The organism is Bradyrhizobium sp. I1.14.4 (assembly GCF_050435825.1).
GTDB lineage: Bacteria > Pseudomonadota > Alphaproteobacteria > Rhizobiales > Xanthobacteraceae > Bradyrhizobium.
In genome coordinates this window covers 450,124-467,924 of record NZ_JBNDLA010000002.1, presented here as the reverse complement: position 1 = coordinate 467,924, position 17,801 = coordinate 450,124, and the positions used below count along the sequence as shown (strand labels likewise).

At 63.6% G+C, this 17,801-nt stretch carries 22 protein-coding genes and 1 pseudogene; 11 read left to right on the top strand and 12 right to left on the bottom strand.

Annotated elements, in window-relative coordinates:
* Positions 1 to 332 precede the first annotated feature (332 nt).
* Complete coding sequence (locus ABIB78_RS06060) at positions 333 to 455, bottom strand: hypothetical protein (RefSeq protein ID WP_429022566.1); 123 nt, start codon at positions 453 to 455, stop codon at positions 333 to 335.
* Between the two features lie 81 nt (positions 456 to 536).
* Between ABIB78_RS06060 and ABIB78_RS06055 the strand changes: the two genes are divergently transcribed.
* Positions 537 to 1,526, top strand: a complete 990-nt coding sequence (locus tag ABIB78_RS06055; protein ID WP_429022564.1) for an LLM class flavin-dependent oxidoreductase — start codon at positions 537 to 539, stop codon at positions 1,524 to 1,526.
* Between the two features lie 24 nt (positions 1,527 to 1,550).
* Here ABIB78_RS06055 and ABIB78_RS06050 read toward each other — a convergent pair whose 3' ends face one another.
* On the bottom strand, positions 1,551 to 2,687 hold the full coding sequence (locus ABIB78_RS06050; RefSeq protein ID WP_429022561.1) for a S1C family serine protease: 1,137 nt from the start codon (positions 2,685 to 2,687) through the stop codon (positions 1,551 to 1,553).
* A 318-nt stretch (positions 2,688 to 3,005) separates the two neighbouring features.
* Between ABIB78_RS06050 and ABIB78_RS06045 the strand changes: the two genes are divergently transcribed.
* Positions 3,006 to 3,356, top strand: coding sequence for a zinc ribbon domain-containing protein YjdM (locus ABIB78_RS06045; RefSeq protein ID WP_429022560.1), 351 nt, complete (start codon positions 3,006 to 3,008; stop codon positions 3,354 to 3,356).
* 64 nt (positions 3,357 to 3,420) lie between these two features.
* Here ABIB78_RS06045 and ABIB78_RS06040 read toward each other — a convergent pair whose 3' ends face one another.
* From ABIB78_RS06040 to ABIB78_RS06025, 4 genes are all read right to left on the bottom strand, one after another.
* A complete protein-coding gene (locus ABIB78_RS06040) occupies positions 3,421 to 4,704 on the bottom strand; it encodes a cystathionine gamma-synthase family protein (RefSeq protein ID WP_429022558.1) in 1,284 nt (427 codons plus the stop codon).
* Between the two features lie 272 nt (positions 4,705 to 4,976).
* A complete protein-coding gene (locus ABIB78_RS06035; protein ID WP_429022555.1) occupies positions 4,977 to 5,237 on the bottom strand; it encodes a PepSY domain-containing protein in 261 nt (86 codons plus the stop codon).
* A 130-nt stretch (positions 5,238 to 5,367) separates the two neighbouring features.
* Positions 5,368 to 6,105, bottom strand: coding sequence for an ROK family protein (locus ABIB78_RS06030; RefSeq protein ID WP_429022552.1), 738 nt, complete (start codon positions 6,103 to 6,105; stop codon positions 5,368 to 5,370).
* Positions 6,106 to 6,547: 442 nt separating this feature from the next.
* Positions 6,548 to 7,486 carry a LysR family transcriptional regulator gene (locus tag ABIB78_RS06025; protein WP_429022550.1) on the bottom strand — a complete coding sequence of 313 codons (939 nt, stop codon included), beginning with the start codon at positions 7,484 to 7,486 and terminating at the stop codon, positions 6,548 to 6,550.
* A gap of 116 nt (positions 7,487 to 7,602) precedes the next feature.
* On the opposite strand from ABIB78_RS06025, the gene ABIB78_RS06020 reads away from it, so the two are divergent.
* Complete coding sequence (locus tag ABIB78_RS06020; protein WP_429022548.1) at positions 7,603 to 8,403, top strand: alpha/beta fold hydrolase; 801 nt, start codon at positions 7,603 to 7,605, stop codon at positions 8,401 to 8,403.
* A 519-nt stretch (positions 8,404 to 8,922) separates the two neighbouring features.
* Here the strand turns inward: ABIB78_RS06020 and ABIB78_RS06015 are convergent.
* Both ABIB78_RS06015 and ABIB78_RS06010 read right to left on the bottom strand, forming a co-directional pair.
* Positions 8,923 to 9,552: pseudogene (locus ABIB78_RS06015) on the bottom strand (FMN-binding negative transcriptional regulator); the annotation flags it as partial.
* An 85-nt stretch (positions 9,553 to 9,637) separates the two neighbouring features.
* Positions 9,638 to 9,877 carry a hypothetical protein gene (locus ABIB78_RS06010; RefSeq protein ID WP_429022546.1) on the bottom strand — a complete coding sequence of 80 codons (240 nt, stop codon included), beginning with the start codon at positions 9,875 to 9,877 and terminating at the stop codon, positions 9,638 to 9,640.
* A gap of 568 nt (positions 9,878 to 10,445) precedes the next feature.
* Between ABIB78_RS06010 and ABIB78_RS06005 the strand changes: the two genes are divergently transcribed.
* From ABIB78_RS06005 to ABIB78_RS05975, 7 genes are all read left to right on the top strand, one after another.
* Positions 10,446 to 10,619, top strand: a complete 174-nt coding sequence (locus tag ABIB78_RS06005; RefSeq protein ID WP_016840760.1) for a hypothetical protein — start codon at positions 10,446 to 10,448, stop codon at positions 10,617 to 10,619.
* Positions 10,620 to 10,629: 10 nt separating this feature from the next.
* Positions 10,630 to 11,499 carry a pyridoxal kinase PdxY gene (gene pdxY, locus ABIB78_RS06000; protein ID WP_429022544.1) on the top strand — a complete coding sequence of 290 codons (870 nt, stop codon included), beginning with the start codon at positions 10,630 to 10,632 and terminating at the stop codon, positions 11,497 to 11,499.
* Positions 11,500 to 11,604: 105 nt separating this feature from the next.
* Positions 11,605 to 12,231, top strand: coding sequence for a LysE family translocator (locus ABIB78_RS05995; protein WP_429022541.1), 627 nt, complete (start codon positions 11,605 to 11,607; stop codon positions 12,229 to 12,231).
* A complete protein-coding gene (locus tag ABIB78_RS05990; protein ID WP_429022538.1) occupies positions 12,231 to 12,575 on the top strand; it encodes a tRNA-binding protein in 345 nt (114 codons plus the stop codon). The genes ABIB78_RS05995 and ABIB78_RS05990 overlap by 1 nt, the downstream gene beginning before the upstream one ends.
* Before the next feature lie 141 nt (positions 12,576 to 12,716).
* Positions 12,717 to 12,947, top strand: a complete 231-nt coding sequence (locus ABIB78_RS05985) for a DUF6894 family protein (protein ID WP_429022535.1) — start codon at positions 12,717 to 12,719, stop codon at positions 12,945 to 12,947.
* 9 nt (positions 12,948 to 12,956) lie between these two features.
* Complete coding sequence (locus ABIB78_RS05980) at positions 12,957 to 13,130, top strand: hypothetical protein (protein ID WP_429022533.1); 174 nt, start codon at positions 12,957 to 12,959, stop codon at positions 13,128 to 13,130.
* A gap of 323 nt (positions 13,131 to 13,453) precedes the next feature.
* Positions 13,454 to 13,690, top strand: a complete 237-nt coding sequence (locus ABIB78_RS05975) for a hypothetical protein (protein ID WP_429022531.1) — start codon at positions 13,454 to 13,456, stop codon at positions 13,688 to 13,690.
* 97 nt (positions 13,691 to 13,787) lie between these two features.
* Here the strand turns inward: ABIB78_RS05975 and ABIB78_RS05970 are convergent, their stop codons facing one another.
* Both ABIB78_RS05970 and ABIB78_RS05965 read right to left on the bottom strand, forming a co-directional pair.
* Entirely contained in the window at positions 13,788 to 14,309 is a 522-nt protein-coding gene (locus tag ABIB78_RS05970) for a DUF1993 domain-containing protein (RefSeq protein WP_429022529.1), read from the bottom strand.
* Positions 14,310 to 14,459: 150 nt separating this feature from the next.
* Positions 14,460 to 14,645, bottom strand: coding sequence for a hypothetical protein (locus ABIB78_RS05965; RefSeq protein WP_429022527.1), 186 nt, complete (start codon positions 14,643 to 14,645; stop codon positions 14,460 to 14,462).
* Between the two features lie 190 nt (positions 14,646 to 14,835).
* On the opposite strand from ABIB78_RS05965, the gene ABIB78_RS05960 reads away from it, so the two are divergent.
* Positions 14,836 to 15,564, top strand: coding sequence for a class I SAM-dependent methyltransferase (locus ABIB78_RS05960; protein ID WP_429022524.1), 729 nt, complete (start codon positions 14,836 to 14,838; stop codon positions 15,562 to 15,564).
* A gap of 88 nt (positions 15,565 to 15,652) precedes the next feature.
* Here ABIB78_RS05960 and ABIB78_RS05955 read toward each other — a convergent pair whose 3' ends face one another.
* A complete protein-coding gene (locus ABIB78_RS05955; protein ID WP_029082211.1) occupies positions 15,653 to 15,832 on the bottom strand; it encodes a hypothetical protein in 180 nt (59 codons plus the stop codon).
* Between the two features lie 131 nt (positions 15,833 to 15,963).
* The gene (locus tag ABIB78_RS05950) at positions 15,964 to 17,532 is read right to left on the bottom strand and encodes a serine hydrolase domain-containing protein (RefSeq protein WP_429022520.1); all 1,569 of its coding nucleotides are present in this window, start codon (positions 17,530 to 17,532) and stop codon (positions 15,964 to 15,966) included.
* Positions 17,533 to 17,801: the final 269 nt, after the last annotated feature.

The following is a 17,801-nucleotide window of genomic DNA, read 5'->3' as shown; positions in this document are numbered from 1 at the left end:
CGGGTTACGCTTCGCCAACCCGACTTGGCTGCCGCTGCTCAGCAGCAAGCGCAGCCGGATGAGCCAACGGGTCGCGCGAATGCGCGCCCGATGACAGGCTCCGCGACATCGGGGACCGACACGCAACTCGCTAGACCAATGACGAGGGAGGGAGCGCCTGACACAGGAAGGCTATCGCGTGGCGGCGGGCGCTTGCACTATTTCTGAATAATGGAAAAGTATCACCGATTTGCCCGACGCGTCAAGTCGCTTTTCCGAGTGCCGGCGGCCACCCGCACCTTTGCATGGGGTTGTTTTCGATATTTTGGGACGCGTAGCTTTGCTTCGTCGCTTCAGCGCAAGACTTTCCGCGAGCTGGTGCAATGACGACGAAGGGAGTTCCTGACGAATTCCCCTTCCTCGGTCGCATCAAGCGGATTGACCGGCATGGCGACCGCATCCATATGCATCTGCATGAACCGGCTCCCCGCCGTTTCGCATCCACCTGGACACAGCCAAATACCATCGGCTCCCGTCCCTAACGTTCCGGAGCCGCCGTGGCCGCCCTCTCCATCCTCGACCTCGTCCGCGTCACCGAAGAGACCGACGCACGCGGCGCGCTCTACAATGCGCGCGATGTCGCTCGCCATGCCGAGGCGCTGGGCTATCGCCGGATCTGGGTGGCGGAGCACCACAACATGGCGGGGATCGCCAGCGCCGCGACGTCGGTGGTGATCGGGCATATCGCGGCGGGCACGAACACCATCCGGGTCGGCGCCGGCGGCATCATGCTGCCCAACCATTCGCCTTACGTCATTGCCGAGCAGTTCGGCACGCTGGCGCGGCTGTTCCCGGATCGCATCGACCTCGGCCTCGGCCGCGCGCCGGGCACCGATCAGCTCACCTTGCGCGCGCTGCGCCGCACGCCGGAGTCCGCCGAGAACTTTCCGCAGGACGTGCTCGAGGTGCAGGCCTTCCTGGCCGCGGCCGGTCCCAACCAACGCATCCAGGCCGTGCCGGCCGCGGGCACCGACGTGCCGCTGTGGATTTTGGGATCGAGCAATTTCGGCGCGATGCTGGCCGGCGAGCTCGGCCTGCCCTACGCCTTCGCCTCGCACTTCGCCCCCGAGCTCCTGATCCAGGCGCTGCAGATCTATCGCGCACGCTTCAAGCCGTCGGAGCAGCTCGAGCGTCCGTACACCATGGTCGGCGTCAACATCATCGCCGCCGACACCGATGCGGAAGCGCGGCGGCTTGCCACCACGCAGCAGATGTCATTCACCAACATCTTCCGCGGCGCGCGCGGCCTCAGCCAGCCGCCGATCGACGACATCGAGACCTACTGGTCGCCATCGGAAAAGGTCCAGGCGATGCGGATGCTCGCCCGCTCTATCATCGGCTCGCCCGAGACGGTGCGCGCCGGGATCGATGCGCTGGTCGCCGAGACCGGCGCCGACGAGCTGATGATCGTGTCCGACGTCTACGATCACGCGAAGCGGCTGCGGTCGTTCGAGCTGATCGCCCAGGCCGGCGGGATCACACCGTAAACCTGGCCCGCAGGACCGTCGCGATCACTTGAGCGAGCCTGCAGGCGCCTGCGACTGCGCGAGCTGGCCGAGCGTCACGTTCAACGAACTCTGCGATTTGTCCCGAACCATGGACAGCTTGACCGATGTGCCCGGCGCCGCCGCGTGGACCTTCTTGGTCAGCTCGTTCGCGCTCTTGATCGGCTCGTCATTGACCGAGGTGATCGCGTCCCCTCGTCGCAATCCGGCCTTCGCTGCCGGGCCGCCGCTCTGAACGCCGACCACGACCGCGCCGCGGAGACCGTTCGCGCCGAGGCTTTCGGCAACGTCGGGTGTGATCGATTGAACCTCGGCCCCGATCCATCCGCGCGTCACGACGCCCTTCTGTTTCAGCTGCGGGATCACCGCCTTCACCGTATCGGCGGGTATCGCAAACGCGACACCGACCGATCCGCCCGAGGGCGAAAGGATCAGGCTGTTGACCCCGATCACATCGCCATGCGCGTTGAAGCTGGGTCCGCCCGAATCGCCGCGGTTGATCCGCGCATCGATCTGGACGAAATCTTCCGAAGGACCCGTCTCCAGGTCGCGCGCACGCGCCGAGACGATGCCCGCATTGACGGTGTTTCCAAGCCCAAATGAATTGCCCACCGCGAGCACCCAATCGCCGGCACGCGGCGGTTGATCCGCGAGTTTGACAAAACTAAAGTCGGTCCGCCCATCGACCTTGAGCAGAGCCAGATCGCTGACCTGGTCCTTGCCCAGGACTTTCGCCTTGTAGACCTTGTTGTCACTGGTGCGGACGGCGGCGGTGTCGCTGCCGCCCAGGATGTGATTGCTCGTCACCGCATAGCCGTCCGAGGAGATGAAGAAGCCCGAACCGATCGAGATCATTTCGCCCGACTTCGGAAGATCGCCTGGACCACGCCTTCCGGGACCAGGGACAACCTTGCCCGGCGTGTCCTGGTCGGGCAATCCGTCAGGCCCGACGGACGGGCCGGGGGAATCGTCGTCCGCCGCAGCCACCTTGGCATTCACTCCAATCACCGCCGGCCCGACCTTCTCCGCCAGATCGGCGAAACCGCCAGGACCAGCGCCGCCATGATCCGCAGGCGAATTCACCGGCTGTGCGTGGCCGATACTTGCGATCACCAGCAATGCCGACGTGAAGGCGGCGCTCATAACTGACGTGCGAAGGCAGACGAGAGCCGAGTTTTGAATCATCTTCCGCGTCCATTATTGTGGATCAGTCAGGATTCTGAATCAGCCATGTTGGCCGAGGCGCGACGATCGCTGAACCGTTCCCTGCAAGCGCAGGGCCGCAACGCCGAGCGACACATGGCAACGAACAGGCGGGCAGACCGTTCCACCAGCCCCTGCGGTGGGCAGGAAACTCGCCGGCTTTGCGCGCTTTTGCGCGATAATTCGCCGGGTTTTCGCTTGCTCTTTACCCGCCCGCGCCCCTACGGTCCGCCCGTCACGACGGAGACGATCTCGACCATGGACGCTGCAATGAACTGCCCGAAATGCAATTCCGAACATGCCTATCAGGATGGCGCGCTCTGGGTCTGCCCGGAATGCGCCCATGAGTGGAGCGCCGAGGCGGCCATCGCCGCCGAGACCTCGCAGGAGGCCGGCGTGCAGGATGCGCACGGCAACCCACTGACGGACGGCGACAGCGTCATCGTGATCAAGGACCTCAAGGTCAAGGGCTCGTCATCGGTCGTCAAGGGCGGCACCAAGGTCAGGAACATCCGCCTCACCGAGGCGAGCGACGGGCACAACATCGCCTGCAAGATCGACGGCATCGGCGCGATGAACCTGAAGTCGGAGTTCGTGAAGAAGGCTTAGCAGGCGCCCTCTCCGGAGAACCCGGTAGCCGCAGGATGGGCGGAGCGAGGCGATACCTGCACGCTCACACCCTGCTCAACGCCTGCGCGATGTCGGCCACCAGATCGGACGGGTGCTCGATCCCGATCGAGAGCCGGATCGTCGTATCAAGCACCCCGATTCGCTTGCGGATATTGGCGGGCACGCCGGAATGCGTCATGGTGGCCGGCAGGCTCGCGAGCGACTCGGTCCCCCCGAGGCTCACCGCGAGCTTGAAGATTTGCAGCGCGTTGAGAAACTTCTCCGCCGCCTCCTGCCCGCCGACGATGTCGAACGAGAAGGTCGAGCCGGCGCCGCTGCTTTGGCTGGCGAACACACGCCCGGCAGGGGACGCCGCGTCGTGATGGCCGAGATAATGCACCTGCGCCACCTTGGGATGGTCGCGCAGATAGTCGGCGACGATCAGCGCATTGCGGTCAGCCTTCTCCATGCGCAGGCTGAGCGTTTCCAGCGAGCGGCTGATCATCCAGCAGGAATGCGGATCGAGCTGGGTGCCGATCGCGCCGCGCAGCGCCTTGACGTCCTTCATCAGCTTCTTCGAGCCGAGCGCCGCGCCCGCGATCAGATCGGAATGGCCGCCGACATATTTGGTCAGCGAGTACAGCGACAGGTCGGCGCCATGCTCGATCGGGCGCTGAAACACCGGCCCGAGCAGCGTGTTGTCGCAGGCGATAATCGGCGTAAAGCCCTGCGCCTTGCCGATCATGTCGGCCACCCGCCGGGTCAGCGCAATATCGACCTGGCCGTTGGTCGGATTAGCCGGCGTTTCAATGAAGATCATCGCGACGCGCCCCTTCTTCATCGCCTCGTCAGCCGCGGCGCGGACGATGGTCTCGTCGAGGCCGTCGGCAAAGCCCACCGCATGAATCGAAAAGCCCGCCAGCGTCCTGGTGAACAGCGTCTCGGTGCCGCCATAGAGCGGCTGCGAATGCAGGATCACGTCGCCTGGCCGCGCGAAGGCGAGCACCGTGGTCGAGATCGCCGACATGCCGGAGGAGAACAGCGCACAGCTCTCGGTGCGCTCGTAGATTGCAAGCCGGTCCTCTACGATCTCGCTGTTCGGATGATTGAAGCGCGAATAGACCAGCCCGGCCCCCATGCCTTCCGGAGGCTCACGCCGGCCCGCGACGAAATCGAAAAAGTCCTTGCCGTCCTCGGCGGTCCGGAACACGAAGGTCGAGGTCAGGAACACCGGCGGCTTGACGGCGCCCTCCGACAGCTGCGGATCGTAGCCGTAGTTCAGCATCTGGGTTTCCGGATGCAGCAGGTGATTGCCGATGTGGGTTCTGGACGGAAACGGTTTTACCATGGCCGGTCTCCACTTTCTCAATATCGGAACGTCTCGAGGGACCGTCGCACGGGCGGCAGGCCCTTAAGAATCTGCCGCAAGCATACTCCACCTTTGTGCCATTCGGCCAAAGCACGGCGGAGACATGTCTGGATAACGTACGGCCGGCGTGCGCCCTGCGCCGCCGGCCGTTCAAAAACCGTAGCTCGCATCGTGGGTGCGTGATGTCACTTTGCTGATGACATCGGGACCGATAGCTGACGCGAGCTGCTCACGCAGCGGTGAATGCGCGGCTACCAGCCGCGATCCACGTTGCGGACCTCGCCGGTCCGCGCGTCGACATCGACCTGCATCCAGCGACCGAGCCGGTCGCGGCCCTCGACCTCCCACTCATCGCCGAGGAACTTGGTGTTGGATACGGTCACGACGCCGAGATTGGTCGCGACGTCGAGAGCTGCCTCCATCGAGATCTGGCTGCCGGAATCATAGGCCATCGCCGGCGTCGCTGCGCCGATCGCCAACGCCGCAATGGCGGGAATAATGAAGGTTCGCATCAGTCACTCCTCATGGAACGGGATGTTATGCCGCATAAAACGAGCGGCGCACCCGTTCAGTTCCAGGAACAGCGGCTACGGAGCAGCGCGAAACTTCAGCAGTTAAGGCAATTTGGTGGCAGTTCCAGTTTCACCGACGCGCACTGCGCGCCTTGCGCGCAACCTTCTTCCACATCCGGAAGCCGCCTTCGAACGCGTTGGCGTTGTCGCCGAACCTCACCTTGGGCGGCGGGTTGTCGACCTTGTCGGCATTGCCGCCGCCGAGCACGATGTAATCGGGCTCCAGCGCCGCCGACAGCCGCGCGATGACGTCGTCGACGCTCTTGCGCCATTTCTTCCGGCCGCGCCGCTCGAGGCCGGCCGCGCCGACATAGTCCTCGAATGTCTCGTCCTTGCGATAGGGCAAATGACCGAGCTCCATCGGCTCGTAAACGCCGTCCACGATCATCGCGGAGCCAAGCCCGGTACCGAGGCCGAGAAACAGCATCCGCCCGCCCTGATAGCTGCCGATCGCCTGCATCAGCGCATCGTTGACGACCTTGACGGGCCGGCCGAACGCACTGTGAAAATCGAAGCCGGCCCAGCCGCGGCCGAGATTGTGCGGCTCCGTCAGCGGACGGTTGTGAACCACCGGTCCGGGATAGCCGATCGAGATCACGTCGTAGGACCAGTCCTTGGTCAGCGCCTTGACCTGACGCACCATCACGGTGGCGGATAGAGTTGGACCTGACTCGAACTCGCGCCTGATGCGTTCCTTGTCGGTCATGACCTTCACATGGGTGCCGCCGATGTCGATCGCCAGCACCGTTCGACGCGACGCGGGCTTCTTCGCTTTCTTGCGTGTTGTCTTGCTCGCTTCCCTGGCCATCAATTCGCTCTCTCTCGTCCGCACCGAGTGGAGCAGAGAAACGCATCGCGCGCCACAACCCCGTTCTTCATCTGACTCCAATTTGTTCACGAAGAACGAATCGGAATCGAGCAAATCGGCGCTGCCCAAGCCTTAACAAGACGTGTGCATCCGCCGCGTCAGAACAACCGATGTTGTACCGGGATGGGATAATTGCTCTCCGCGCGGAATATCGCGGGGCACTTCGGCCGCATTGCGTTCAGTTGCTTCACAGATCAAGCGATCAGGCGTGCCGCGGCCACGTTCCCGATCCGACTCAAGTTTGTTCGCGGAGAACGAATCGGAATCGAAAAATCAGCGCGAAGCGATTCTTAACAACAGGTTTGCCGACGCATTTTACAGGACGGTTGAGCGCAAGCGCAATCCTGCCATCTCTCCACGCCGTAGGGCAACGGTGAGCCCGTCATCGGTTGCGCCTTGCGCGGACGCGTCGGGTCACCTGCCCTGCGCGCCAAGTGAGCCGCCAGTCGTCGAGCTGAAGCCAAAGTGCTTGCGCGACCGGTCCGTGCGAATGCCGGCGATGACGGACTGCCGCCAGATTTTCCGCGCGGCCCGGAAAATTCGGTCCGGCGATGCTGATCAGTCGGCCATCCCTGATTTCATCCTCGATCAGCCACGCCGGCAGATGGCCCCAGGCGAGACCATGAAGGATCAGCTCCTTCTTCATCGCATGGTCCGGCACGCTACACTGATGGGCACCCTCGATCAGGAAGAAGCTTTCCGACGACGGTTGCCGCGCCGTGTCGCGGATGACGCACTGCGTGAAGGGGCGCATCCGCTCCGGCGTGATCTCACGCGTCCGCGCGAATGGCAGAAACCCGGGAGCGACGACCGGCACCATTGCCGTGGTTGCGAGTTTGATTTGTTCGAAGCGCGGATCCGACGGGTCGGCGTGATGAAACACGAGGTCGGCCTCGCCCGCGCTCAAGCGCTCAAGCGGCCCCCCGACAGCCTCATATTCCAGCTGCAGGCGCGTCCTTGGATACCGGGCAAAGAACCCGGAGAGCATTTGCAGGACGGGCGGCCGTGGGCACAGGTCGCCGATGACGACACGCAGCACGACCTCGTCTCCGCTGACAAGTTGGTCGGCATAGCTCTGCAGCAGATCGAGCTCGCGCAGCGTCAGCTGCGCACGCTCGTGAAACGTCCGACCGGCGTCCGTCAGCCCAACGCGGTATCCGCTGCGATCGAACAGCGTAAGGCCTAGCTGCTGCTCGAGCCGGGCGACCGCCGCGAACACCGATGGATGTGACCGGTTCAGAGCGGTTCCGGCGGCCTGAAAGCTTCCTTTCGTCGCGACAGCATCAAAGCAGCGCAAATCGTGGAGCTTGATATGATCCATTGTCCACAAAACCTAACAAGACTGGTCAATCTTAGTAATTTTTCTTCCGAAGGACCAGTCCTAGCTTGGCCTGACGCGAAGCCTGGCGGCTTCCACCAGCAGAAGGGACAAGCGAGATGAGCAGGGATCAACACTTCACGACGGGCGACGGCTGCCGGATTGCGTACCGTATTGACGGTCCCGACAATCGGCCGGTGCTCGCGCTGTCGAACTCGATCGCCACGAACCTGCACATGTGGGACCGCTCAGTGCCGGCCCTCAGCCGCTCCTTTCGCCTGCTCCGCTACGACACCCGCGGTCACGGCGGTTCAGACGCGCCCGTGGGCGCCTATTCGATGGATCGGCTCGGCCGCGACGTGGTCGAACTGCTCGACACTCTCGAGATCGATCGCGCACATTTCCTCGGCCTGTCGCTCGGCGGCTTCATCGGGCAGTGGCTCGGCATCTTCGCGCCCGAACGCATCGATCGCCTGATCCTCTCGAACACCGCATCCTATCTTGCGTCGGAACTGCCGTTCGACGACCAGATCCGCGCGGTCCTGGCAGCCAGCGATATGGACGGAATCGCAGACGGCTTCATGCGCAACTGGTTTCCCGCGACGATGCTGGATGAGCCGAATGAGGTTATCGACGAATTCCGCAACATGGTGCTCACCACCCCGCCGCGCGGCCTCGCCGGCTGTTACGCCGCACTGCGCGATGTCGATCTTCGCCGCACCATCTCGCAGATCGCTGCGCCGACGCTCGTCATCGGCGGCGAGAGCGACACCGTTACACGGGCCAGTCACAGCAAGGCGATCGCCGCGACGATCGCCGATGCAAAGCTCGTTCTGCTGCCCGGCGTTCACATCCTCAATGTCGAGCAGGCGGATCGATTCAACTGCGAGGTCGCGAGCTTCCTGCATGCCGCGCCCTGACTATGTTCCCCATCCGACTCCATTTTGTTCGCAAAGAACGAATCGGAATCGAGAAATTGACGCGAAGCAAGTCTTAACAGCACGTTGCACTTTTGATGCTGATAGGCTTTGTATGCCTACCCCCTACGGCTACTGCCGCTATTCAGACTCTGATACTCGCTCCTGCTCGACAATCTTCAACAGAACGAGAGTCATGCGAGTGGCCTCTGGATGCGAAACGCTGGGATCAATGCTCTTCGAGAACGTCCAGATCTCATCTATCATCGCCAAGCCGCGCTCTCGATCGCTCGAGCCGACCGTGTTGCGAAATCGCTCCATGAGTTCCAGATTTGAAGCGACCTGTCGCGCCAGCGGCTCGAGCTGCTCTTGAGTCCGGATTGGCTTCGCAGGCGGTAAATCGGCAGCGGGTCCGCTCTGGCCCCGATGAGTTCCGGATTGAAGGATGAGCTTTGGCTTCTCATCGTTCGAAGTGCTGATCCCCTGCTCCGCAGGCGCATCTCGTACCGCAAGCTCCTTCCCGTACTCGAGCTCCGGCCGCAGCCCGCGCATCTTCTCCGCGAGCCTTTGGCTTGCCGTCTCCTCCGCCTGCGCCAGGCGATTGACCAGCGCGACATAGTCCGCATCGCTCTTGTGCTGATTGAGCTTTGACTGGCCGTCGATCTCGTCGACGACGATATCGATCACCCTGATCCCCGCCAGCATCTGTTCGCGCTTGCCAGGCTCCATCTGCGTGAGGTCCCAGGGCTGTTTCGGCAGCCGCGCCTCGGATACCGCGAGCAGCGCGTCGCCGTGGCGGCGGTTCTCGCCGTGTTCGCGCGGATGCGCAACGCCGGACAAATGCACAGCCTCGTAAAGCCAGGTGGAGACGTTGTCACCGGACGCGTACCAGTCGTTCGAGATGTACGCGTCGTCGCCGGAGACGATCAAGAGGAAGCGCCGCGTACCATCAGCGAGTTCGACCAGTGGGTTCTTCGCGGTGAGATGGATCTGCACGACCACGCGATCTTCGCGCCGCTCGATGACGAAGGGCACATGAGACGCCCGCGGACCGCGTGCATCGGCGGCGACGACTGCGCCGAAACCGCGCGACGCCGCAAACGCCAGCGCGCGGTCTTCCTCGATGCGAAATTGGGGACGGAGGATGTGCATGGCGGCGGCGCTCGCGGCTGGAGGGAGACGACCCAGCGAGGCTAGCGCAACTTTCGCCGGAGATCACCGCCATGCACAGTCCGGCTCAGCAGATCATGGCGTTGTCGCCGTGGTCGCAGACGCCGCCGGGCTGATCCCGCGGCAGCGCCTCGGCGTCACCGAAGTGTGGAGCCGGTATGCGCGGCAAACCGCCCCAGCGGCTGGCGGCGGGATGGCTCTTCACGAATGCGTATGGGCCGGCCGCCGGGACTTCGCGTGCCATTGCCGATGTCGTCAGCATGGCGAGGGCGAGCAAGCCCGCCGCGACGTATGTGATCGTGGTCATCGAGCGTCTCCTGCTGGATTCAACAGGACGGGACCATCTCGCCGGTCTGCTGAAGCATTTTCGCTGCTACCATGACGGGCGGCGCTGCCCGGTTATTCCACTGCGACGAGGCGAATTCGCATGTCCTGCGGCTCGGTTCGACACATTCGATTGATCGGAACGTGACGGCCAAGGCTCGAGCTGTTCTCAGAGCCGCGAAACGAGAAGCAAGAATCGGGCAAATGATGTCGCGAGAATGCAAAGCTGCGTCCCCACCCCATCTGTTGTCATCGCCCGGCTTGCCGCCTTCGCTAAAGCTCCGGCGTGCCAGGGATTCGTGGCCTCGTCGAAGCCTTGGCGTAGACAGGACCGGGCGACCCAGTACGCCGCGACCTCTCGGCTCAAGTACTGGCGTCTCTGGAATACCGGATCACCCGCATGCGCGGGTGATGACACCGAACAAGTTGTTTGACATTCGAATGCGAACTTACCCTGTCATCCCTGCGCAAAGCCACGATGCGCCGTTGAATTGGCCGCAACGGACAGGCTACGCTGTCACCAATCACGCCCTCCCGCTGGAAGGATCACCATGAACGGCAATCGATATTACGGCGTCCGCGTCGAGGGCGCGAAATACGGTGTGGGGTTCGGCTCGGCGCTGGCGATTGCGATCTCCTACACCAAGAATCATTCGATCCTGTGGGCGATCATCCACGGTATCCTGGGCTGGCTCTACGTCATCTACGCCGCGCTGTTCGGTTGATGCGGAAAACATGACGGTCATCTCGATCCAGTCGCAGGTCGCCTGGGGCCATGTCGGCAACAGCGCAGCCACCTTTCCGATCCAGCTGCACGGCATCGACGTCGTTGCCGTGCCGACCACGCTGCTCAGCAACCGGCCGGGCTATCCGACCATTCGAGGCCGGGTGCTTGACGTGCAGCTGGTCGCCGACCTCTTGCGCGGCATCGAGGAGCGCGGTGCGGTCGAGGCCGCGCGGATGATCCTGTCGGGCTATCTCGGCTCGGCCGACATTGCCCTCGACGTTGCCGATTTCGTCACCCGCGCCAAAGCGGCGAACCCCGCCCTGCTCTATTGCTGCGATCCCGTGCTCGGCGACCGCGACCGCGGCATGTTCGTACGACCAGACATCCCGCCGCTGGTGCGCGACCAGCTCTGTCCGCTGGCCGACATCATCACGCCCAACCATTTCGAGTTCGAATTCCTCTGCGGCGCGCGCGTGACGACGATCGATGACGTCATCGCGCAGGCCCGCGCGCTGACGGCGCGGGGACCTGCGACCATCGTCATCACCAGCGCCGAGCTTGCCGGCACGCCTGACGGCGAGATCGAGACCCTTGCGATTGAGCGCACTCAAGCCGACAAGATTTGCGCCTGGCGCGTGCGGACGCCGCGCGTCCCGATCAGCCCGTCCGGCACCGGCGACCTGTTCGCCGCACTGTTCGTCGCCGCCTGCGTCCGTGGCCTGGCGACGTCGGACGCGCTCAGCCATGCCGCGTCAAGCATCCACGGCGTGCTGGTGCGCACGGCGCAGCGAGGAACCGAGGAAATGCGCATCGTCGAAAGCGCCGGCGTGATGCTGGATCCGAAGCCGCGCTTCGCGGCGATCGCCATCAAACTGTAGGGCGGATTGGCCGCAGGCGTAATCCGCCATCTGTTCACGATACGACAGCGGCGGGTTACGCTCACGCTAACCCGCCCTGCAAATGAGACTTCAGGAACAAACGACATGATCGACATTACCACCCTCGTCACCTACGCCGCCGTCGTGCTCGGCCTGTTCCTGATTCCCGGGCCAGCCGTGCTGCTGGTGCTCGCGCGGTCGATGACGGGCGGGCCGCGCGTCGGCGTCGCGACCGGGTTCGGCATCGCGCTCGGCGACCTCGTCCACACCGCGATGGCGACGTTCGGCCTGTCCGCCGTGTTGATGACCTCTGCGCTCGCGTTCTCGATCGTCAAATATGCCGGCGTGATCTACCTGATCGGGCTCGGCGTCCGCGCCCTGTTCGAGAAGAATGACGACCTGCATATGCCGGCGGCGCAGCCGGTCGATCCGCGTCGCGCCTTCCGGCAGGCGGTCTGGGCGGAAATGCTCAATCCGAAGACCGCGCTGTTCTTCCTCGCCTTCCTGCCGCAGTTCGTCCATCCCGTTCAGGGTTCCGCCGTCGCGCAGTTCGCGACCCTCGGCCTGATCTTCGTCGCGATGAGCGCGGCCTACACCTCGCTGCTCGCGCTCGCCGCCGGCCAGATCAGCCCGTGGATCAGGCGGCATCGCCGCATCGGGCAGTGGCAGGGCCGCGTGGTCGGCACGATCTATATCGCGCTCGGCGTCCGCCTCGCATTTCAGGAGCGCTGATGTCCCCGCTCAAGCCGCAAGCCAGCTACGACGACTTCGCCGGCCTCGATATCAGGATCGGCAAGGTCGTCGAGGTGCAGCCGTTTCCGCGCGCCCGCAATCCGTCCTACAAGGTCGCGGTCGACGTCGGCGCGGAGCGGATCATGTGGTCGAGTGCGCAGATCACGAATTATGACCCGGCGGCGCTGGTCGGCTCGCTGGTCGTGTGCGTCTGTAATCTCGGTGCGAAGAACATCGCGGGTTTCACCTCGGAACTGCTGATCCTCGGAGCCAAGGATGCCGGAGGCCAGGTGATCGTGCTCGGCCCGCGCAGCGAGGTGGCGATCGGCGAGCCGATCTTCTGACATCACGCACCGATCACGGCCGCGTGATTAAAATCGTTTGGATTCCCCGTAGTTTACCGATGGGGGATCATCCGGATTCTCCGTGCCTGCGCGCACTGCTATGTCAGCGTGACAGAATCGCTTCGGCATGGGAATCGGAATATGTCTGCAGTTTTCTTCCACTGCTCCGACGACAAACACGTCATCATGGATCGCATCGGCGCCGCGATGGATCTCGCGGAAGCGCGGGTGCATGCGGAGCAGCTGGCGCGCAGCTTTGTAATGACCCCGAGCGCGGAGGACTGGCGCAACTGGGCGGTCCACGTCACCGACGATATCGGGACCGAGATCTTCGAGCTGCCGTTCACCGCCGTCCTCGGCGAACTGCACTGAGGGCGCGCCATGACGTCGATGGAACTTGCCCTGCAACCCCTGCGGCGGCGCCTCTCCCGCCTCGTTGCGCGCTGCGTCGCGCTGATCGATGGCGTCATCAATCCCTATCGCCCCGAACTGTATTACATGCGCGGGCCCGGCCCGAAGTGCCGTGCCAGGCGGCAGGCGGGGCTGCGCGACTAGTGTCAGGGCATCCGCGACGAGAAAAGGCCGGCGGGCGTTACGCCACCGGCCTTCTCCTGCAGCTGCCGGTTCCCGGAGTCCGGTTCCGCTGCCATTCCACTTGGTCTCGAGCTTGCGACGACAGTTTTAATCAAATCTTAACGGCCTGGCAGTGAGCTGGATCCCAGGGTCCTTCGCCGTGCCGCGCATGCTTCGTCGTTTATCGTGCCTGATGCGCTGCACATCGTTTTTGCACCGATCGCTCGACGATTGTGCGCCACGCATCTTAGGAAATGCGCGACTCAGTGTTACCCTGTGATGCAAACCGAAACGGAGACTTCGGAATGCCGTACTACACCTTCGATCTCGTGGTGGGGGACGAGTTCCGCAATCAAGGAACGATCATCCTCGAAGACATCAGCCTCGCCTCTGATCGCGCCGATCAGCTCGCCAATGAGCTGTCGCAGGTCAAGCCGGAACTGAAGGCGTGCGGCTGCGCCGTGCGCGTCACCGACATTGACCGGCGCGAACTCTACCGCACGCCGCTCGATCCCGTGCCGCAGTGGCGCAGCGCGGGCTAGCGTCCGCAGGCTTGGGGTTCAACTGATCGCGCCCGTCCGCGCGCGGTCCTGATCTTGCTGCGTGCGGCTCTGCAACACCAGCTGGCGCGTGGCCCGATCACTTCTTCAGATTCAAGCGGCCAATGAAGTCGCGCTTGCCAAGCGGCGCGCCCTTGTGGCGGAGGATGTCGTAGGCGGTGGTCGAATGGAAGAAGAAGTTCGGCAGCGAGAACGACATCAGGAATCCTTCAACCGTGAACGGCATCGACCGCTCTCCGAGCTTGAACATCACCTCGCGCCCAAGCAACGCATTGACCGCATCCGGCGTCAGGCCGGACAATTCGCTCTGCGCGTCCTTCACCAATGCCTGCAGTCCGGCGTAATCCAGATCGGGCTTGCCGGACGGCGGGACGAACACCCCGTTCTTCGCGGCCTCCATCGCCCCGCGGGAGTGATGCGCGAGCGAGACCACCTGAAAGCGGAACGGCAACATGTCCGGAAACAACCGGGTCTCGACGATTTCGGCCGGATCGATGCCGTTTTCCTTGAAATGCGCAAGGCTCTTGTCGAGAAAGCTCGAGGTGGCGCCGAGGATCTGCAGATAGTTGGCAACGGTCGCGTCGTAGAGTGAAAAGGTCATGGCGAATTCCCCCAAATAGAATTTGTCTGCTGCTTGCCTGGATAGAGTTCCCGGAATTTCCGGCGAAGGCAAGCGGCCTTGGGGTTCGCAACTCGAACGGTCCAGCGCGCAACGCCGGATCTTTCGATCAGGCATCGTGGCTTGCGGCGGTCAGCTCTGATGCGGTCCGCGCATCATCTTCATGGCATCCTCGATATGGCGCCAGTCGCGCGCGTCTTCGGTCTCGCCCTTGCTCTCGCAGGCCACGGCGTTCTGCGCGGCCTGGGCGATCGCCTGCGGGCCATGCTTCAGCAACATCTGCCGCGCGATGGTGTGGATCTGCATCTCGGCTATCATGGCGCTCTCCTCTGCTGCCGAATGCCGTAGGGACAGGCGTGACCGCGCGTCCCGCGGACTGACATCAAAACCACCGAACGCCGCGTCTGGTTCCAGCATCCCGGCCGGCGCGACGGAATCAGCAGTTCCCACGGGCTGCGGCGGCGGATACAGAGAGGCGGACTCCGCTCCTTCCCGAGCTGCCGGACCGATGGCGCAGAACATCTATGACGATCCCGGCTTCTTCGCCGGCTACAGCCAGTTGCCGCGGCAGGTCCGCGGGTTGCTCGGCGCACCCGAATGGCCCGCGATCCGCGCCATGCTGCCTGACATCGCGGGCAAGCGCGTGGTCGATCTCGGCTGCGGCTTCGGCTGGGTGTCGCGCTGGGTGCGGGAGCAAGGCGCATCCGACGTGCTCGGCGTCGACCTCTCGCAGAACATGATCGCCCGCGCCGCGGCCATGACGCAGGACCCGGCCATCACCTATGAGATCGCCGACCTCGAAACGCTGGAGCTGCCGAGGGCCACGTTCGATCTCGCCTACAGCGCCCTCACCTTCCACTACGTCATGGACTTCGATCGTTTGGCGCGCATGCTCTACCGCACCCTCCTCCCCGAGGGGCATCTGGTCTTCACCATCGAGCATCCGGTCTACATGGCGGCCGCCCACCCGGACTGGGGACAGGACCAAGACGGCCGCAAGACCTGGCCGGTCAACCGCTACTTCGCCGAAGGCGAACGCCGGACCGACTGGTATGTGAAAGGCGTGCTGAAATATCACCGCACCATCGGCACCACGCTCAACGCGCTGATCGGCGCCGGCTTCACGCTTCGCCATGTCGAGGAATTCTCTCCGACACGGGAGCAGATCAAGGCGGTGCCCGAACTGGCCGACGAACTCGAACGGCCGATGATGATGCTGGTGTCAGCGCAGCGCTGACGCATGATCCGAAGAAGCGCGAAGCGGTTTTCCGGAAAGATCATGCTCAAACGAAGCGCTAAAGCGCGATGCTCATCGCGCTTTAGCATTACGCCGCGAGCAGCTTGTCGAATTCCTCGGGCGGATATGATTTTCCGTCCTTGTCGGTGATCACCACCTGCCATCCCTCGCTCGCCCAGACCTTGGCCTTGGCGACGATGATGAAGGTGCTCTCCCGCTCGATTCTGACCGTTTCGTTCTCGCGTTCTGCGATCATCTTGTAGGCCAACGCTTGTCCCTCGCCGACGTAGTCCGTTCGGCGGTTGTTGGCAGCGGCTTTGGGCCGCAATTCGCTGGGAGTGTGACAATTTGGTGGAAGCGCCGCCGCAAGATACGGCGGAGCGCAACGTGCGGTCGCGCCTACGCCAACTTGCTCATCAAGGTCGGCATATCCAGCGCCGACGAGTTGACGTTGACGCTGCGCGCGAACCGCATCTGCGGTCCCTCGAAGGTGCACGTCACGGTATCGCGGAATGCTGATTCGACGAAGGTCCAGGTCATCACGAAGGTGCGCAGATCACGCCAGCAGCCGCTCGCAACCACGCGCATGACGTCGGGCTGGTACTCGTGATGCAGCTTGTTGCCGGTCATCGTCGTGGTGCCCTCGCGCGGCGCATCGAGACCAACCTCAACGCGGTGCGTGCCTCTGCCGTCCTCGAGCGTGAAGGTGCAAGTCTTGTCGGCGAAGGCGAGAGCGACCGACTTGATCGCATCGGCATTCTCCGGCATGTGCCAGGTCTTGCCGGAGATCTCCGCTGCAACCGGTGACGATGCCGGCACCAAGGTCGGCAGCAACTGCAAGGCGGCAGTCCGCGCCTTCAGCGTGTCCGCAGCGGCATCATTCTTCGCCACGGCGCCTCCGAACATCGCCGGAAAATGCCGGAACACCAGCTTGTTGAAACCGCTGCGCTGCGGAATGCCGGCGGTGATCGCGAGCACCGCATTGTGCTTGGGAAATACGAAGCTGAGCTGGTCGAACAGGCCGTCGGCGTAGAACGTCTCGGGCCCGATCCACCATTGATAGCCATAGATATCCTTGACGTGCGGCCGCTGTACCGCCGCAACCCAATCGGCCGGCAGCACTTGCTTGCCGTCCCACATGCCATTCTGCGCGTGGAGGATTCCGAGCTTGAGGCAATCGACCGTCTTCCAGCTCAGGCCGTTGGCGCCGGGCGAGATGCCTTCCGGCCCGACCGGCCATTCATAGCCCGAAATTCCGAGCGGATCGAACAGCCGCGGCTTCAGATAGTCTGCCACCGTCTCGCCGGTCGTCTTCGTCACGATTGCAGACAGCAGATAGGTCGCAGCCGAGGTGTAGACCCATTTGGTGCCAGGCTGGTAGACGACCGGAATCTTGAAGAACTCGGCGACCCAACTGGTCTTGATCGGCCGCCACGCCGACCCCGAGGTCATCGACGCATGGCCCGTGCGCATGGTCAGGAGGTCTTCGACCGTCATCGCCGCGAGTTTGTCGTCGACGACAGACGGCAGCTTGTCCTTGAAGAACGAGACCGCCTTGTCCTGCAGACCGAAGCGCTGGTCGACCACGGCGAGCCCGACCGCGCACACCGTGACGCTCTTGGTCAGCGAATGCATCATGTGGTTGCGATCGGCACGGTAAGGCGACCACCAGCCCTCCGCGACCACTTTGCCGTTGCGCCAGAGCATGAAGCTGTGCAGCTCGTAGCCCTGGCGGTCGACCTCGTCGAGGAAATCCAGGATCTCGGATGGCGCGATGCCCTGCTCGTCCGGCCGGCCGCGCGACAGCCCATCGGCAAAGGCGGTCTCAGCCTGCGCGGTCGTCACCGTGCCGAAGCCTCCGTCCGGCGCGAGCAGGACGGCGGCGCCGCCCAGGAACAACTGCAACGCCCCGCGCCGAGATGGCCGACCCAACGCGAAGCCGTCAGTTTCCTGGTTGTTGTCTGGCATGGGCCGTCCTCCGAAAGCTGAACGGAGGTTATGGCTCCGGCCCGCGCTGTCAACGCATGCGGCGCGCATGGACCCGAAACAAAAACCCCGCCTTGGAGAGGCGCCAAGGCGGGGAAGGTTCATTGGGCAGAAATCCACGCGCCTGGAAAAGGAGTGCGCGGGAAGTAGCGGCATTCATTCTATTTGGACGGGTGGTGCGGACAACAGGATTAAAGCGTGCGCAAGACCGGGACTTTTTCCCGATCCGGCAGGCAAAAATCCCGAACCCG

Bases quoted from the DNA above. Each gene is read 5' to 3' on its own strand.
- ABIB78_RS06035 (WP_429022555.1), bottom strand. From the start codon at position 5,237: ATGCGAACCTTCATTATTCCCGCCATTGCGGCGTTGGCGATCGGCGCA.
- ABIB78_RS06040 (WP_429022558.1), bottom strand. From the start codon at position 4,704: ATGGTAAAACCGTTTCCGTCCAGAACCCACATCGGCAATCACCTGCTG.
- ABIB78_RS06020 (WP_429022548.1), top strand. From the start codon at position 7,603: ATGAGCAGGGATCAACACTTCACGACGGGCGACGGCTGCCGGATTGCG.
- ABIB78_RS06005 (WP_016840760.1), top strand. From the start codon at position 10,446: ATGAACGGCAATCGATATTACGGCGTCCGCGTCGAGGGCGCGAAATAC.
- ABIB78_RS06025 (WP_429022550.1), bottom strand. From the start codon at position 7,486: ATGGATCATATCAAGCTCCACGATTTGCGCTGCTTTGATGCTGTCGCG.
- ABIB78_RS06060 (WP_429022566.1), bottom strand. From the start codon at position 455: ATGCAGATGCATATGGATGCGGTCGCCATGCCGGTCAATCCGCTTGAT.
- ABIB78_RS06050 (WP_429022561.1), bottom strand. From the start codon at position 2,687: ATGAGCGCCGCCTTCACGTCGGCATTGCTGGTGATCGCAAGTATCGGC.
- ABIB78_RS06010 (WP_429022546.1), bottom strand. From the start codon at position 9,877: ATGACCACGATCACATACGTCGCGGCGGGCTTGCTCGCCCTCGCCATG.
- ABIB78_RS05965 (WP_429022527.1), bottom strand. From the start codon at position 14,645: ATGATAGCCGAGATGCAGATCCACACCATCGCGCGGCAGATGTTGCTG.
- ABIB78_RS05950 (WP_429022520.1), bottom strand. From the start codon at position 17,532: ATGCCAGACAACAACCAGGAAACTGACGGCTTCGCGTTGGGTCGGCCA.
- ABIB78_RS05970 (WP_429022529.1), bottom strand. From the start codon at position 14,309: ATGACCTTTTCACTCTACGACGCGACCGTTGCCAACTATCTGCAGATC.
- ABIB78_RS05995 (WP_429022541.1), top strand. From the start codon at position 11,605: ATGATCGACATTACCACCCTCGTCACCTACGCCGCCGTCGTGCTCGGC.
- ABIB78_RS06030 (WP_429022552.1), bottom strand. From the start codon at position 6,105: ATGGCCAGGGAAGCGAGCAAGACAACACGCAAGAAAGCGAAGAAGCCC.
- ABIB78_RS05985 (WP_429022535.1), top strand. From the start codon at position 12,717: ATGTCTGCAGTTTTCTTCCACTGCTCCGACGACAAACACGTCATCATG.
- ABIB78_RS05975 (WP_429022531.1), top strand. From the start codon at position 13,454: ATGCCGTACTACACCTTCGATCTCGTGGTGGGGGACGAGTTCCGCAAT.
- ABIB78_RS05990 (WP_429022538.1), top strand. From the start codon at position 12,231: ATGTCCCCGCTCAAGCCGCAAGCCAGCTACGACGACTTCGCCGGCCTC.
- ABIB78_RS05960 (WP_429022524.1), top strand. From the start codon at position 14,836: ATGGCGCAGAACATCTATGACGATCCCGGCTTCTTCGCCGGCTACAGC.
- ABIB78_RS05980 (WP_429022533.1), top strand. From the start codon at position 12,957: ATGACGTCGATGGAACTTGCCCTGCAACCCCTGCGGCGGCGCCTCTCC.
- ABIB78_RS06045 (WP_429022560.1), top strand. From the start codon at position 3,006: ATGGACGCTGCAATGAACTGCCCGAAATGCAATTCCGAACATGCCTAT.
- pdxY (WP_429022544.1), top strand. From the start codon at position 10,630: ATGACGGTCATCTCGATCCAGTCGCAGGTCGCCTGGGGCCATGTCGGC.